16 protein-coding genes are annotated in these 14,733 nt (G+C 65.3%); 12 read left to right on the top strand and 4 right to left on the bottom strand.

Annotation, left to right across the window (positions count from 1 at the left end):
• Window positions 1–92: 92 nt before the first annotated feature.
• The 6 genes from HMP06_RS14620 to HMP06_RS14645 all read left to right on the top strand — a co-directional run bounded on the left by HMP06_RS14620 (window position 93) and on the right by HMP06_RS14645 (window position 4,724).
• Window positions 93–674, top strand: a complete 582-nt coding sequence (locus HMP06_RS14620; RefSeq protein WP_176497730.1) for a sigma-70 family RNA polymerase sigma factor — start codon at window positions 93–95, stop codon at window positions 672–674.
• The gene (locus tag HMP06_RS14625) at window positions 671–1,438 is read left to right on the top strand and encodes an anti-sigma factor (protein ID WP_176497731.1); all 768 of its coding nucleotides are present in this window, start codon (window positions 671–673) and stop codon (window positions 1,436–1,438) included. The genes HMP06_RS14620 and HMP06_RS14625 overlap by 4 nt, the downstream gene beginning before the upstream one ends.
• A gap of 92 nt (window positions 1,439–1,530) precedes the next feature.
• On the top strand, window positions 1,531–2,088 hold the full coding sequence (locus HMP06_RS14630; protein ID WP_176497732.1) for a fasciclin domain-containing protein: 558 nt from the start codon (window positions 1,531–1,533) through the stop codon (window positions 2,086–2,088).
• 268 nt (window positions 2,089–2,356) lie between these two features.
• Window positions 2,357–3,619 carry a DUF3419 family protein gene (locus tag HMP06_RS14635; RefSeq protein ID WP_176497733.1) on the top strand — a complete coding sequence of 421 codons (1,263 nt, stop codon included), beginning with the start codon at window positions 2,357–2,359 and terminating at the stop codon, window positions 3,617–3,619.
• A gap of 11 nt (window positions 3,620–3,630) precedes the next feature.
• Complete coding sequence (locus HMP06_RS14640; RefSeq protein ID WP_232089975.1) at window positions 3,631–4,287, top strand: class I SAM-dependent methyltransferase; 657 nt, start codon at window positions 3,631–3,633, stop codon at window positions 4,285–4,287.
• Entirely contained in the window at window positions 4,284–4,724 is a 441-nt protein-coding gene (locus HMP06_RS14645; protein WP_176497734.1) for a DUF3429 domain-containing protein, read from the top strand. The genes HMP06_RS14640 and HMP06_RS14645 overlap by 4 nt, the downstream gene beginning before the upstream one ends.
• 153 nt (window positions 4,725–4,877) lie before the next feature.
• On the opposite strand, the gene hemA is transcribed toward HMP06_RS14645, so the two are convergent.
• Together hemA and murI are read right to left on the bottom strand one after the other, a co-directional pair.
• Window positions 4,878–6,122: a 5-aminolevulinate synthase gene (gene hemA / locus HMP06_RS14650; protein WP_176497735.1), complete on the bottom strand. Its 1,245-nt coding sequence runs from the start codon at window positions 6,120–6,122 to the stop codon at window positions 4,878–4,880.
• Window positions 6,123–6,192: 70 nt separating this feature from the next.
• Window positions 6,193–6,987, bottom strand: coding sequence for a glutamate racemase (gene murI, locus HMP06_RS14655; protein WP_176497736.1), 795 nt, complete (start codon window positions 6,985–6,987; stop codon window positions 6,193–6,195).
• Between the two features lie 113 nt (window positions 6,988–7,100).
• Between murI and plsY the strand changes: the two genes are divergently transcribed.
• From plsY to topA, 4 genes are all read left to right on the top strand, one after another.
• Complete coding sequence (gene plsY, locus HMP06_RS14660; RefSeq protein WP_176498575.1) at window positions 7,101–7,721, top strand: glycerol-3-phosphate 1-O-acyltransferase PlsY; 621 nt, start codon at window positions 7,101–7,103, stop codon at window positions 7,719–7,721.
• Window positions 7,714–8,796 carry a DNA-processing protein DprA gene (gene dprA, locus HMP06_RS14665; RefSeq protein ID WP_176497737.1) on the top strand — a complete coding sequence of 361 codons (1,083 nt, stop codon included), beginning with the start codon at window positions 7,714–7,716 and terminating at the stop codon, window positions 8,794–8,796. Before plsY ends, dprA begins: the two co-directional genes overlap by 8 nt.
• Window positions 8,793–9,452: a hypothetical protein gene (locus tag HMP06_RS14670; protein WP_176497738.1), complete on the top strand. Its 660-nt coding sequence runs from the start codon at window positions 8,793–8,795 to the stop codon at window positions 9,450–9,452. The genes dprA and HMP06_RS14670 overlap by 4 nt, the downstream gene beginning before the upstream one ends.
• A 73-nt stretch (window positions 9,453–9,525) precedes the next feature.
• Window positions 9,526–12,153 carry a type I DNA topoisomerase gene (gene topA / locus HMP06_RS14675; RefSeq protein ID WP_176497739.1) on the top strand — a complete coding sequence of 876 codons (2,628 nt, stop codon included), beginning with the start codon at window positions 9,526–9,528 and terminating at the stop codon, window positions 12,151–12,153.
• Between the two features lie 123 nt (window positions 12,154–12,276).
• Here the strand turns inward: topA and HMP06_RS14680 are convergent, their stop codons facing one another.
• A complete protein-coding gene (locus tag HMP06_RS14680) occupies window positions 12,277–12,573 on the bottom strand; it encodes an SEL1-like repeat protein (protein WP_176497740.1) in 297 nt (98 codons plus the stop codon).
• A 74-nt stretch (window positions 12,574–12,647) separates the two neighbouring features.
• Entirely contained in the window at window positions 12,648–13,511 is an 864-nt protein-coding gene (gene panC, locus HMP06_RS14685) for a pantoate--beta-alanine ligase (RefSeq protein ID WP_176497741.1), read from the bottom strand.
• A gap of 93 nt (window positions 13,512–13,604) precedes the next feature.
• Between panC and HMP06_RS14690 the strand changes: the two genes are divergently transcribed.
• Both HMP06_RS14690 and HMP06_RS14695 read left to right on the top strand, forming a co-directional pair.
• The gene (locus tag HMP06_RS14690) at window positions 13,605–14,399 is read left to right on the top strand and encodes a division plane positioning ATPase MipZ (RefSeq protein ID WP_176497742.1); all 795 of its coding nucleotides are present in this window, start codon (window positions 13,605–13,607) and stop codon (window positions 14,397–14,399) included.
• Window positions 14,400–14,415: 16 nt separating this feature from the next.
• Entirely contained in the window at window positions 14,416–14,667 is a 252-nt protein-coding gene (locus HMP06_RS14695; protein ID WP_176497743.1) for a DnaJ domain-containing protein, read from the top strand.
• The last annotated feature ends 66 nt before the right edge of the window (window positions 14,668–14,733 follow it).

The following is a 14,733-nucleotide window of genomic DNA, read 5'->3' on the forward strand; positions in this document are numbered from 1 at the left end:
CACCCAAGCCCATACTTAAACGTCGTGTCATTACGTTGCCATCGCGCAACGGGCGATTGCCGTCCCGTCCGCACCACCCTAAGACCTGTCGCGTGACGCTTCCCCCCCTCGACGCCGCAGCAGCACCCGACGCAGCACGCGCGCGCCTGGTCGAGGCGCTCGTGCGGACGGGCGAGGAGGATCGCGCGGCGTTCCGCGATCTCTATACGCTGACCGCGTCGAAGCTTTTTGGTATCTGCTACCGTATCTGCGGTGAAAGGCAGGCAGCGGAAGACGTGTTGCACGACGTATATCTGACGATCTGGAAACGGGCAGGGGCATATGAACCCTCACGCGCCAGCCCGATCACCTGGCTCGCCACGATCGCGCGCAACCGCGCGATCGACTGGCAGCGCGCACAAAAGGTCCGTCGCGCCTCGCCGATCGAGGACGCGCCGGAGATTCTCGACACCGCGCCTTTGGTCAGCCAGACGATGCTCGACGATGAAGCGTCGCACATCTTGCATGGTTGCCTCGACAGGCTCGACGAGCGCCAGCGCAGCGCGATCCGCACGGCCTTCTTCGACGGCGTGACCTATGCCGAACTGGCGGAGCGCCAAGCGGTGCCGCTCGGCACGATGAAGAGCTGGGTGCGGCGTGGACTCGCCAAATTGAAGGAGTGTTTGGACGCGTGAGCGATCTTCCGCCCCGCGATCCGCTGGAAAGCGACGAAGCGCCCGACATGGCGGCGGCCGAGCTTGCGCTTGGCTTGCTCGACGGCGACGAGCGCGCGGTGGCGATACGCCGCGTTCTGGCCGAGCCCGGCTTCGCCCGCTCGGTCGAACGGTGGCGGACGCATCTGGCACAGCTGTTCGATCTGTGGCCTGCGATCGAGGCACCCGATCTGTTCGCGCGGATCGAAGCGTCGCTCGATCGCCCGGCCGAGGCACCGGTGGCGACGCTCGCGCTGTCACCGCCAGCCAAGAGCAAGCTGTGGCCTGCTTTGGCCGGTCTCTCGAGCATGGCCGCAGCGGTGATGCTGTTCGTTCTGTTCACGCGGCCCGTGCCCGTTCCGCCAGCACCACAAGCGCGCCCGACGGCGACCGTCGCCGCGGCGCGTGCGCCTACGCTGGTCGCTGCGATCGACGCCGACGCGGCTGGCGTGGCGAGTGCAACCGCCGTCTATGATGCCCAAGCCGGGGCAATGCGTATCACCGAAGCCAAGCTGGTCGGGGCCGACCGTAGCGCGGAATTGTGGGTGATTCCGGCCGACGGGACGCCGCATTCGCTTGGCCTCTTGCATGCGCGTGGCGGGACTGCGCTCACGCTATCGCGCGAAAATCGCGCGCGAATCGCGGCGGGCGCGGTGCTGGCGGTGACGGTCGAGCCGATCGGCGGATCGCCGACCGGGCTGCCGACCGGGCCGGTCGTCGCCAAGGGTTCGCTCACCGCCGTGTAAACTTTCTCCCACGCCGGTGCATCCGGCGGTGGTGCCTCCGCGTAGCTGATCGTGCGTCCGGTTTCGGACGTATCAGCAGGAGACTTACCGTCATGACCCGCACCTTCCGTGCTTCGCTTCTTGCCGCCACGATCGTTCTGAGCGGCGCATCGCTTGCACAAGCCAAGACCAGCAACCCGATGGTTGGTGGCGCCGCGATGTATCCGACCAAAAACATCGTTGAAAATGCCGTCAATTCGAAGGACCACACCACGCTGGTCGCCGCAGTCAAGGCCGCTGGCCTGGTCGACACGCTGATGAGCGCCGGCCCCTTCACCGTCTTCGCACCCACCAATGCCGCCTTTGCCAAGCTGCCGGCCGGTACGGTCGAGACGCTGGTCAAGCCCGAGAACAAGGCGACACTGACCACGATCCTGACCTATCACGTCGTCCCCGGCCGCATCTCCGCCGCCGACATCGCGGCGTCGGCCAAGGCGCATCGCGGCGTCGCCAGCTACACCACCGTTCAGGGTGGCACGCTGACCTTCAAGAAGGGCATGAAGGGTTGGACGATCACCGATGCCAAGGGCAACACCGGCAAGATCACGATCGCCAACGTAATGCAGTCGAACGGCGTGATTCACGTCATCGATACGGTGATGATGCCGTAATTTTTTGTGTCCGTCGCATCCTTTGGTGCGGCGGTCGCGTATAAAGAACTGTCCCTGTCCCAAGCAGGGGTGAGTACCCGTTCGCCGGATCCCCTCCTTTGCGGCGAATGGAAGGTGTAAACGGACCTGTCGGCACCCCCCTTCCGCCGGCAGGTCCTTTTCTTTTCGACGCAAGACCGTCATGGAAGCGTCACCGGATCGTCGTAGCGCGCGGGCATCGTCCGCTCTTGCGTCGCAGGACATGGACATCCGGCAGGAGAGAAGTGCCATGGCCAATGCCATCCGATCGCTCAGGGACCGTATGGGACAGGACGGCAGAAAAGCCGCCAAGAACCGCGCCGTCCGCACCGCCGTGCACCAGCACAAGCATCTGACGAAGCAGGGTATCCTCGAACGCGCCTTTACCTTCGCGTTCCGCGGGCTGGTCTATGCGCAGATCTGGGAGGATCCGGCGGTCGACATGGAGGCGCTGGCGATCACGCCCGACAGCCATGTCGTGACGATCGCGTCGGGTGGCTGCAACATGATGTCGTATCTGACCGCCAACCCGCGCGCGATCACTGCGGTCGATCTCAACACCGCGCACATCGCGCTCAACAAGCTGAAGCTCGTGGCGGCGCGGCATTTGCCGAATTACGAGGCGTTCCACCGGTTTTTCGCGCAAGCCAACAGCCGTCAGAACGTGATCGCCTATCGTACCTTCATTCGCCCGCATCTTGATGACGCGACGCTCGCCTATTGGGAGGGCCGCGACATGATCGGGCGGCGGCGGATCGGCGGGTTTGCCCGCAACGTCTACAAGCGCGGGCTACTCGGGAATTTCATCGGGGTCGCGCATCTGCTCGCGCGGTTGAACGGGGTGAACCCGAAGATCCTGCTCAAGGCCAAGTCGATCGAGGAGCAGCGCGAGATTTTCGATCGCGAGTTCGCGCCATTCTTCGACAAGGGCTTCATCAAATGGATCACCGATCAGCCCGCCTCGCTGTTCGGCCTGGGCATCCCGCCCGCGCAATATGAAGCGCTGGCAGGGGACGAGAAGATGGCGGTCGTATTGCGCGAGCGCCTGGAGAAGCTCGCCTGCGATTTCGACATCAAGGATAATTATTTCGCGTGGCAGGCGTTCGGGCGCGGTTATGGCGAGGGGCCGTCGGCCCCGCTGCCGCCCTATCTCCAGCGCGACCATTATGCCGAGATCGTCGCGCGCGCCGAGCGGATCGAAGTGCGGCACACCAATTTCACCGATTATCTGCGCAGCTGCGGCGATGCGAGCCTCGATCGCTACATCCTGCTCGATGCGCAGGATTGGATGACCGATGCGCAATTGACCGATTTGTGGAGCGAGATCACGCGCACCGCGAAGCCGGATGCGCGCGTGCTGTTCCGCACGGCAGGCGCACCGACCATCCTGCCTGGCCGCGTGCCCGATGCCATCCTCGGCCAATGGGATTACCGTGCCGATGACTCGCTCGATTACACACGGCGCGATCGGTCCTCGATCTATGGCGGCGTCCATCTCTACGTCTTGAGGTGAGCAGTAGCGTTATGGAATCGGGCCACGCGGGGCATATGGATGCGATCTATCGGACGCAGCGCCATTTCTATGATCTCACCCGCAAATATTATCTGCTCGGCCGCGATGCGCTGATCGCCGGGATCGCGCCGCCGGCCGGGGGTACGGTGCTTGAAATCGGCTGCGGCACGGGGCGCAATCTGATCGCGGCGGCGCGGGCGTGGCCCGATGCGCGCTTCTTCGGCATCGATATTTCGGAGGCGATGCTGGAAACCGCGCGCGCCAAGGTGGCAAAGGCGGGGCTGTCCGACCGAATTGTGCTCGCGCAGGGCGATGCGACCGGGTTCGATGCGCAGGCTCTGTTCGGTGTGGCCGCATTCGACCGGGTGTTCCAAAGCTATACCCTGTCGATGATTCCCGATTGGCGGGGCGCGATCCGCGAGGCGGCGGGCAAGCTTGCCCCCGGTGGTCGGCTCGATGTGGTTGATTTCGGGCAGCAGGAGCGCTTGCCGCGCGCGTTTCGCGCCGGGCTGTTCGCGTGGCTCGCCAAGTTCGATGTCGCCCCACGTGCAACGTTGCAGCCTGCCCTGATCGAAGCTGCGAGCGAAGTCGGCGGGAGCGCCCGCTTCGCGCCGCTATATCGCGGCTATGCCTGGTCGGGGCGAATCTCGCGGGGCACAAAAGAGTGAACCCACCGCTGGTGCCGCGCTGGCTCGGCCTGGCCGGGCTACTCCCGCAAATGGCGGCGGTCGCGGTGGTATTCAGCGGGGACGGGCCGCTGCATTTCTCGGCGTTGTCGATGGGCTATGCCTATGCCGCGCTGATCCTGAGTTTCCTCGGCGGGCTGTGGTGGGGCATCGCGGCCAGCCAGCCCAATCCGCCGGAGTGGCTGTGGGTCGCCGCGATTGCACCGTCGCTGATCGCGCTCGGCAGTGCGGTGCCCTGGGCGACGGGCCAGCCTTGGCCGGGACCATCGCTGGTGATTTTGGGCGTGGCGTTGATTGGGGCGTTGGCGGTCGATGTCGTACTGGCCCGACACGGGCTGGTGCCCATTTGGTGGATCAGCCTGCGCTTGCCCTTGTCGCTCGGTCTTGGTGGCCTGACGCTGGCGCTCGCCTTCGCCTGACCGATTAGCGACCGAAAATAAGCCAGAGGACCAGAATCACCGGTAGCGGCACGCCGAGCATCCACAAAATACAACCCTTGCCCATCGTCCGTCTCCTTGGTTCAGGAGCGGTAACGAGAACCGTCGCAGACGGTTCCGTTTGATGGTCGAGGGTTAGGCCGCTCTGCGCAGCTCCAAGCGACCCCAGATTTCGACCAAGGCACCGGTCAGCTCCCGCATCATTGCTTCGTCATGTGCCGGACCGGGGGTGAAGCGCAGACGTTCGGTGCCGCGCGGCACGGTCGGGTAATTGATCGGCTGGACGTAAACGCCATATTCGGCGAGCAGCACGTCGCTGATCTTCTTCGCCTTGATCGGATCGCCGACCATTAGCGGCACGATGTGCGTGGTCGAATCCATTACCGGCAGACCGGCTTCGGCGAACAGTGCCTTGAGCATCGCCGCCGCCGCATGTTGCCCGTCGCGCTCGGCGCACGAGGCTTTCAGGTGCCGCACGCTCGCCAACGCACCGGCGACCAGCACCGGCGAGAGCGAGGTGGTGAAGATAAAACCCGGCGCATAAGAGCGGATCACGTCGACGATCGTCTGATCCGCAGTGATGTACCCGCCCATCACGCCGAACGCCTTGCCGAGCGTGCCTTCGATGATCGTCAGCCGATCGGCGACGCCGTCGCGTTCGGAAATGCCACCACCGCGCGCGCCGTACATGCCGACGGCATGGACTTCGTCGAGATAGGTCAGCGCGCTATATGTATCCGCGAGATCGCAAATCTCGGCGATCGGGGCGATGTCGCCATCCATCGAATAGACGCTTTCGAAGGCGATCAGCTTGGGCGCGGTAGGATCGACCGAAGCCAGCAATTCCTCAAGATGCGCTACGTCATTGTGGCGGAAGACGTGCCGCTCGCACCCCGAATTGCGGATCCCCGCAATCATCGACGCATGGTTCAGTTCGTCGGAAAAAATGATGCAGCCGGGCAGGATCTTGGCGAGCGTGGCGAGCGTCGCCTCGTTCGAGACATAGCCGCTGGTGAACAGCAGGGCCGCTTCCTTGCCGTGGAGATCGGCCAGTTCGGCCTCGAGATCGACATGGTAATGCGTGTTGCCGCCGATGTTGCGCGTGCCGCCCGATCCGGCCCCGACGTCGTGGAGGGCTCCCTCCATCGCCGCGATGACATCGGGATGCTGCCCCATCGCCAGATAATCGTTGGAGCACCACACCGTGATCGGCTTCGGGCCGTTATGCCCGGCGAAACAGCGCGCGTTGGGGAACGCACCCTTGTTGCGCAGGATATCGATGAACACGCGGTAGCGGCCCTCGACATGCAGGCGATCAATCGCTTGGGCAAAGATCCGGGAGTAATCGACTCCGCGCGGGCCGGGTGTTTCCACGTTCATCGCGGCGCTGTAGCGCCGACGGGGGTTTAGTTCCAGCGACTTTCCGCGATTAGCGTGATCGACGGGGTGGTCATAATGTCTCACCCCGCGTCAGGCCGAAGCGCTCCAGCGCTGGGGCCAGCGCGTCGGATTTCGCATCGCGCGCCGTGAAAACCGCGCGCCCGTCGCCCGGAGTCTCCGGCCAGTCCTGTCCCGCGGTCAGGAAGGCGATTCGCCGAGCGATCCCCGCGCTGCCATCCACGAAAGTCACCGGATGCGGGGCTGCGGCGGCGAGTTCCTCCGCGACCAGCGGGAAATGCGTGCAGGCATTGACGATCGTGTCGATTCGCGCGCCGCCGTCTTGCCCGAACAGACCGTCGAGGATCGCGGCATAGCGCGCCGGATCGGTCGGTTGCCCGTGCAGTTTCGCTTCGGCCAGCTCGACCAGCTCGGATGATCCGTGGCGCAGCACGGTACAGTCCCCGGCGAAGCGCCGGGCAAGATCGTCGACATACGGCTGGCGCACCGTTGCGTCGGTGCCGAGCACGCCGATCACGCGCGTCTTGCTTACCAGCGCAGCAGGCTTGATCGCCGGGACCGTGCCGACCACGGGCAGATCGAGCGCGCTCCGCACCGCCGCGAGGGCGATGGTCGAGGCGGTGTTGCACGCGATCACGATCAGGCGCGGGCGATAGCGCTCCGCCAGTCGCCCGAGCAAGGCGGGCACGCGCGCCGCGATTTCGGCCTCGCTCTTGGTACCATAAGGGAAGCCCGCCGAATCGGCGACATAGACCACCGGCATCTGCGGCAGCAGCGCGCGTGCGGCGGCGAGCACCGACAGCCCGCCGACCCCGGAATCAAAGAACAGAACGGGCCGCATATCCATGCCAAGTGCCATAGCGTGGCGAGGGGTTTTGACAAATCGGGGGCTTGATCAAGGATGTGGCGGTTGCCCGACGGTGGCGCTATGTTCAGTGTGCTTGGGGGGATTTCGACACCGTGCCGACTGATCATCTGTGGCAATATCCGGCATTGGCGCTGATCGTCGGCTATCTGCTCGGGTCGATCCCGTTCGGGGTCTTGCTGACGCGCGCGGCGGGCGCCGGGGATTTGCGCCAGATCGGATCGGGCAATATCGGCGCGACCAATGTGCTGCGCACCGGGCGCAAGGGGCTGGCGGCGGCAACGTTGATCCTCGATGCGCTAAAGGGCTTCGCGGCCGTGTGGATCGCCGAACGCTATTTCGGCGGCACCGCCGTGATGGCCGCGGCCGCGGTTTTCCTGGGGCACCTCTATCCCGTCTGGCTGCGGTTTCGCGGCGGCAAGGGCGTGGCGACGATGCTTGGAATCGTGCTGGCGCTCTATTGGCCGATCGGGCTGGTCTATGCCGTGGTATGGCTCGGCCTGCTGCTGATCTTCCGCATTTCGTCACTCGCCGGCATGACCGCGGCGGTCAGCGCGCCGCTCAGCGCCGCCTATTTCACCATATTCGATCTGGTGCTGCCGCTGATGGGTCTGGCACTTCTGGTCGTGTGGAAGCATCGCGAGAATATCGAGCGCTTGTTGAGCGGGGCCGAGCCGCGGGTCGGCCGCAGCGGGGGCAAGCGCGCCGATGCCTGACGCAGCGGCGGTCGCGCGCCTGCGGCTGATTCGCACGGTACAGATCGGGCCCGTCACCTATGCCCAGCTAATTGCGCGTTTTGGCACCGCGGCGGCGGCAATCGAAGCGCTGCCACAGCTTGCCGCGCGGGGCGGCGGGAAAGCGCCCGCGGTTGCGCCGACGGCGCTTGCCGAACGTGAGCTGGCGCAAATCGCGCGGCTCGGCGCGCGGCACCTGTTTTTGGGCGATCCCGATTATCCCGCGCTGCTTGCCGAACTCGACGACGCACCGCCGGTCGTGATGCTGCGCGGACGCGCCGAGCTGATGGCGCGGACGACGATCGCGATGGTCGGCGCGCGTAATGCCTCGGCGGCGGCGTGTCGGTTCGCGCGGCAATTGGCGGCCGAGCTCGGGCGCGAGGACGTGGCGGTCGTTTCCGGCCTGGCGCGCGGGGTCGATACCGCCGCGCATGTCGGATCGATCGAAACCGGCACGATCGCGGTGATCGCCGGCGGGATCGATGTCGTCTATCCGCCCGAGAATGCCGCGCTGCAGGAGCGGATCGCGACCCAGGGGCTGCTGATTGCCGAACAGCCGCCCGGCACCGAACCCCGCGCGCGCCACTTTCCGTATCGCAACCGGATCATCGCCGGGCTGTCGCTTGGCACCGTGGTGGTCGAGGCTGCGCCCAAATCAGGTTCGTTGATTACCGCGCGGCTGGCGGGTGAAATGGGGCGCGAGGTGATGGCGGTCCCCGGCAGCCCGCTCGACCCACGCGCACAAGGCTGCAACGGCCTGATCCGCGACGGCGCGACGCTGGTGCAATCCGCCGCCGACGTGCTCGAGACGGTGCGCCCGATTGATGGCCGGATGGTGCGATCACCCGGCGGGCGGTTCGACGGTCCACCGCCCGAAGACGCGAGCGACGCCGAACGCCGCGACGTGATCGACCTGCTCGGCCCGGTGCCGGTCGCGATCGACGAATTGATCCGGCAGTCGGGTCACGCGCCGGCGATCGTGCAGACGGTGTTGCTGGAGCTGGAGCTGGCCGGACGGCTTGAACGGCACGCTGGGGGTCGGGTGGCGCTGGCATGACCCGCGAGATGGGATTCAGTACGCTCATAAGTTCGTTCGGCGTGACCGCGCGGGACAATGCGGGACTAGCGTTCGGCGTTATTGGCACGCTGACGATCGGAAACGCGCTGCTCGATCGCTTTGCGTCCCCGCAAGCGTCGATGCTGATCGGCAATCTGGCGGTCTTCGCCGCGCAAGTTTTGGTAACTCGCCTTGCGACACAGCGGTTCGTTGCGGAGCCGCTCACGCCGCGTGTAGCGGGTTTCTTTCTGTTGGGGATCGTTGGCTCGATCGGCGTGCTCGCCGGATTGGTGCTCGCGATCGTGCCGGGCCTCTACTTAGCGGCACGCTGGTTGGTTGCCGGTCCGATCCTACTGGTCGAGCGCGATGGCGTTATAGCCGCGATGCGACGGAGCTGGGTCGTGAGTGCACCGCTGGTGTGGCCGCTCTCCGTGTTGCTGCTCGTATTTTGGACTCCGATGGCAATAACGTCATTCGGCGGAGGCTTTCTGTCCGGACTTCTTCGGGGAAATGAAACCGACACGATGGATATCGCCGTTTTGCTAGCGACATATTTCACGATGTCTGTTGCATCGGTCGCGTCGTGGCTCGCCGCGGCCGCAACATACGGTTTGCTTTGTCCCAAGCTCGATACGCTGGCCGACACTTTCGCGTAGCCTAAAGGTGTGCTTGACGAGCAGCCCCGGACCCCGCCACCCTCGCGCGTACACGTAAGGACGCCTTCTCCCCATGCAGCTTGTCATCGTCGAATCGCCCGCCAAGGCAAAAACCATCGAGAAATATCTCGGCAGCGATTACCGCGTGCTGGCCTCCTACGGCCATGTCCGCGATCTTCCGCCCAAGGATGGATCGGTGAACCCCGACGAAGGGTTTGCGATGGAATGGGAAAATTACGCCGACAAGGCCAAGCAGCTCAAGGCGATCACTGATCTCGCCAAGCAGGCCGACCGTCTGATCCTCGCGACCGATCCCGATCGCGAGGGCGAGGCGATCAGCTGGCACGTGCAGGAGGTGCTGCGCAACCGCAAGGCGCTGCCCAAGGACGTGCAGCGCGTCACCTTCAACGCGATCACCAAGGCGACGGTGACCGAGGCGATGAAGCATCCGCGCGAGCTCGATACCGATCTGATCGACGCCTATCGCGCGCGCCGTGCGCTCGATTATCTCGTCGGCTTCACGCTGTCGCCGGTGCTGTGGCGCAAGCTGCCCGGCGCGAAATCGGCGGGGCGCGTGCAATCGGTCGCGCTGCGCATTATCGTCAGCCGCGAGCGCGAGATCGAAGCGTTTCGCGCGCAGGAATATTGGTCGGTCACCGCCGACATGGAGCAGGACGGCACGCCGTTCCAGGCGCGGCTCGTGACCTTCGAGGGCAAGAAGCTCGATCGCCTGTCGATCGGCGAAGAGGGCACCGCGCAGCGCGCCAAGAAGGCGGTCGAGGACGGGCGCTTCAGCGTTCAGTCGGTCGAGGTCAAACCGGCGACGCGCAACCCGCCGCCGCCGTTCACGACCTCAACGCTCCAGCAGGAGGCGTCGCGGAAGCTCGGGTTCTCGGCCGATCACACGATGCGGATCGCGCAGGGCCTCTATGAGGACGGCTCGATCACCTATATGCGCACCGACGGCGTGCAGATGGATTCGAGCGCGATCTCTGCCGCGCGGCTTGCCGTCGCCAATCGCTATGATGCGAGCTATGTCCCTGACAAGCCGCGCGTCTATCAGACTAAGGCCAAGAATGCGCAGGAAGCGCATGAAGCGATCCGCCCGACCGATTTTGGCAAGGACAAGGCCGGTGGCGGTGATCATGCGCGGCTTTATGATCTGATCTGGAAGCGCGCGCTGGCGAGCCAGATGGCGTCGGCGCGGATGGAGCGTACCACGGTCGAGATGCTCGACGGATCGGGCCAGACCGGCCTGCGCGCGACCGGGCAGGTCGTGTTGTTTCCCGGCTATCTCGCTCTCTACGAAGAAGGTTCGGACGACACGCAGGACGAGGATGCGCGCCGCCTGCCGCGGCTGCGCGAGGGCGATGCGCCCGCTAAGAAGGGCGTCACCGCGGAGCAGCATTTCACGCAACCACCGCCGCGCTTTTCTGAAGCCTCACTGGTCAAGCGCTTGGAAGAACTCGGGATTGGGCGTCCGTCGACCTATGCCTCGATCATCAAGACACTGAAGGACCGCGAATACGTTCGGGTCGAGAAGAACCGCTTCTTCGCCGAGGAATCAGGGCGTCTGGTGACGGCGTTCCTCGAGCGCTTTTTCGAGCGCTATGTGAGTTACGACTTCACCTCGGGGCTTGAGGATGAGCTCGACGAGGTATCCGGTGGGCGGGCTGAATGGCAGGCGGTGTTGGAAGCGTTCTGGAAGGATTTCAAGCCGCGCACCACCGAGGTAATGGAACAAAAGCCCTCCGAAGTTACGGCCGAGCTCGATAAATTCCTCGCGCCGTACCTCTTTCCTCCAATGGCCGATGGCGGCGATCCGCGGCTGTGTCCGAAGTGCGGCGCGGGCCAGCTTGCGCTGCGCGGGGGCAAGTTCGGCGCATTCGTCGCGTGCTCCAACTATCCTGAGTGCAAATATACCCGCCGCTTCGGCCAGCCGGGTGGGGATGAGGAAGGCACCGACACGGGGCCGGAGGCGCTCGGCAACGATCCCGAAACCGGTCTGCCGGTCGAGCGCAAATCCGGGCGGTTCGGACCCTATATCCAGATCGGCGAGGGCGAGACGCGCAAGATGGCGTCGATCCCGAAGGATATCGGCGAGCTCGATCTCGCCTGGGCGTTGAAGCTGCTGTCGCTGCCGCGCACGATCGGCACGCATCCTGAAACCGGCGAGCCGATCACGGCGGCGATCGGCCGCTATGGCCCGTATCTGAAGCATGCCGGCAAATATGCGCGGCTGACCTCGACGGCCGATGTGTTCGAAACGGGCATGAACGCCGCAGTCGTGAAGCTGGCGGAGGCGGCGGCGGGCGGCGGACGTCCGCAACGCGGCGCACAGGCCCCGCTCAAGGTGCTGGGGCTGCATCCGCGTAGCGAAGCCGAGATCAAGCTGATGGAGGGGCGCTATGGCGCGTACGTCACCGACGGGACGACCAATGCGACTCTGCCAAAATCGATCGAGAAGGATGCGCTGACGCTTGAGGAAGCGGCGCAACTGATTGACGCGCGTGCGGCGGCGGCACCGCCGGCCAAGGGCAAGAAGAAAGCGGCGGCCAAAAAGGCGCCCGCGAAGAAGGCCGCTACGATGAAGGCCGCTACGAAGAAGGCGCCTGCGACGAAGGAGGCTGCAACTAAGTCGGCGGCAAAAAAGCCCGCAGCGAGGAAAGCCCCTGCCAAGAAGGTGACGGCAGACGCATAACCCAGTCGCGTTCGCCCGGAGCGTGTCGAAGGGCAGCGTGGCGCCTATGCGCGGTCGCGAGCGAGAAGAGGCTTCGACTGGCTCAGCCCGAACGGAGGTCGGGGGCGCGTCGAGGCGAGAGGATCAGGCCGCGCGGCGCTGCGTGCTGACGAGGAAGGCGCGCGCTGCGGCCTGGGCGGTGGCGATTTCCCGCGCGCTCATGTCCTCGGCGATGTCGCGGCGGCAATCCTTGGCCGCTTCGCTGCCGGCGACGGCCGCCAGGTTGAACCATTTGTGCGCTTCGATCAGGTCGACGCCGACCCCAGCCGAGCCGCTCGAATAGACCATGCCGAGATCGTAACAGGCGTCGGGATCGCCGCGTGCCGCATCGGCGAGCCGACTTTCGATCAGGAACCGTGCGTTCTTCAGGCTCGTGCCCATGTTCTCAACCCTCGTTAACCATTCCGCTAGGCTGCACCCTGCCAAGGAAGGATCAACGAAAGGTTAACGGCCGATTAGGCATCTTCCGCAGGGAGGACGGCGAGATTGTCGATCAGCCGGGTGTTGCCCAATCTGGCTGCCGCCAGCAGCCGCCGCTCACGGCGGGCGTCGCTGCCCGGCGTCAGCGTTTCGGCATCGACCAGTTCGACATAATCGACCGCGAACCCGGCGGCGGTGAGCGTGTCGCGTGCCGCATCGAGCGCCGTTTCCGGATCGTCGCCGCGCGTAATTGCCTTCGCGGCCACGCCAAGCGCGCGGGGCAGGGCGACGGCGGCCGCCCGCTGTTCGGCGTCGAGGTAGACGTTGCGCGAGGACAACGCGAGGCCGTCATCGTCGCGCTGTGTCGGGACGCCCTGGATCTCGATTCCGAAATCGAGATCGGCGACCATCCGGCGGATAACGGCGAGCTGCTGAAAATCCTTCTCGCCGAACAACGCCAGATCTGGCCGGACCTGATTGAACAGCTTGGCCACCACCGTCGCGACCCCGTCGAAATGGCCGGGTCGCGCCGCGCCGTCGAGCCCGTCGCTGATGCCAGAAACCGAGATATTGGTGGCGAAATCGGCGGGATACATCGCCTCGACCGGCGGCAGCCAGACGAGATCGCAGCCAGCCGCCTTCAGCATCGCCAGATCGGCGGTTTCCTTGCGCGGATAGCGCGAGAGATCCTCGTTCGGGCCGAATTGCTTGGGATTGACGAAGATCGACGCCACGACCTTGCGCCCCGGCCGCTTGGCCGCCTCGATCAGCGCGATGTGCCCGGCGTGCAGCGCGCCCATCGTCGGCACCAACGCGATCGCTGCACCGCCCCCGTTTTCGGCGTCGCGAAATTCGGCAATCCCGGAACGGAGCGCTTCGAGGGTACGGATGGTTTGCACAGGCGTGGGGCCTTCGATAAGGACAGGGCGACAAGGATGGGGCGGGCCTTCTAGGAGGCGGAACCAAACCGAACAAGACGGGAAGCGACCACGTTGGCGACTGCTGCGCGAAAACCACACATCATCGTTTTCGCCAACGAGAAGGGCGGCACCGGCAAATCCACGACCGCGGTACACGTGGCGATCGCGCTTGCCGCGCGCGGTGCGCGGGTGTCCGCCTTCGATCTCGACCATCGACAGCGCACGATGGGGCGGTATTTCGACAATCGCGCGCAGACTGTGAAGCGCACCGGGCGCGAACTGCCGACGCCGCGCCACGCCACGCACGATGGCGAAAGCCTGGCGCGCTTTACCGAAAGCATGGATGCGCTGTCCGTTGATGCCGATTTCCTGGTGATCGACACGCCCGGCCGCGACGACCGCTTCGCGCGCATGGCGGCGAGCCGCGCGGATACGCTGGTAACGCCGATGAACGACAGTTTCGTCGATTTCGATCTGATCGGCCAAGTCGACCCCGAAACCTACAAGGTCACGCGCCCGAGCTTCTATGCCGAGCTGATCTGGGAAGCGCGCAAGGTTCGCGCCAAGGCCGATGGCTCGACGATCGATTGGGTCGTGCTGCGCAACCGCGTCCAACACATCGAGGCGCGCAACATGCGGCGTGTGTCGGAAGCGCTCGACCAGCTTGCCAAGCGGGTCGGGTTTCGGATCGTGCCGGGCCTGGGCGAGCGCGTCATCTACCGCGAGCTGTTTCCGTCTGGTCTGACGATGCTCGATTCGGGCGAATTCGGCGCGATGGGCCTCGCGCATGTCGCCGCGCGCCAGGAATTGCGCGAGATGATGGGCGCGCTGGCACTGCCCGAGCCCGTTCAGCCAATCTTCGCATGAAGGTAAGGCTCGCCTGATGATCAAGGTGCTGCTCGTCGCGGCGGTGCTGGTCGGCCTGTGGCTGGTGCTGCGGCCGCGACCCAAGCCGGCGTTGCGGCTGGATGAGGTGGAGGCGCGCGCGGTGCTCGGGGTCGATGCCGCGGCCGATGCCGCGGCGATCCGCGCCGCACACCGGCGGCTGGTGTCGGCGGTTCATCCCGATAAAGGCGGTTCGGCCGACCTGACGCGCCGCATCAATGCCGCACGGGACCTGTTGTTGCGGCCTTAGTCTCTGAACCGTCATTGAACTTTCGTACCGCTCACCGATTGGGCATCCAACGACTAGCCAGGAGCC

The sequence above is a fragment of the Sphingomonas sp. HMP6 genome, from assembly GCF_013374095.1.
Taxonomy (GTDB): Bacteria; Pseudomonadota; Alphaproteobacteria; order Sphingomonadales; family Sphingomonadaceae; genus Sphingomonas.

Coding starts and splice junctions, on each gene's coding strand:
- HMP06_RS14635 (WP_176497733.1), top strand. CDS start 2,357: ATGGCCAATGCCATCCGATCGCTCAGGGACCGTATGGGACAGGACGGC.
- murI (WP_176497736.1), bottom strand. CDS start 6,987: ATGGATATGCGGCCCGTTCTGTTCTTTGATTCCGGGGTCGGCGGGCTG.
- dprA (WP_176497737.1), top strand. CDS start 7,714: ATGCCTGACGCAGCGGCGGTCGCGCGCCTGCGGCTGATTCGCACGGTA.
- HMP06_RS14680 (WP_176497740.1), bottom strand. CDS start 12,573: ATGGGCACGAGCCTGAAGAACGCACGGTTCCTGATCGAAAGTCGGCTC.
- topA (WP_176497739.1), top strand. CDS start 9,526: ATGCAGCTTGTCATCGTCGAATCGCCCGCCAAGGCAAAAACCATCGAG.
- hemA (WP_176497735.1), bottom strand. CDS start 6,122: ATGAACGTGGAAACACCCGGCCCGCGCGGAGTCGATTACTCCCGGATC.
- HMP06_RS14670 (WP_176497738.1), top strand. CDS start 8,793: ATGACCCGCGAGATGGGATTCAGTACGCTCATAAGTTCGTTCGGCGTG.
- HMP06_RS14630 (WP_176497732.1), top strand. CDS start 1,531: ATGACCCGCACCTTCCGTGCTTCGCTTCTTGCCGCCACGATCGTTCTG.
- HMP06_RS14640 (WP_232089975.1), top strand. CDS start 3,631: ATGGAATCGGGCCACGCGGGGCATATGGATGCGATCTATCGGACGCAG.
- HMP06_RS14695 (WP_176497743.1), top strand. CDS start 14,416: ATGATCAAGGTGCTGCTCGTCGCGGCGGTGCTGGTCGGCCTGTGGCTG.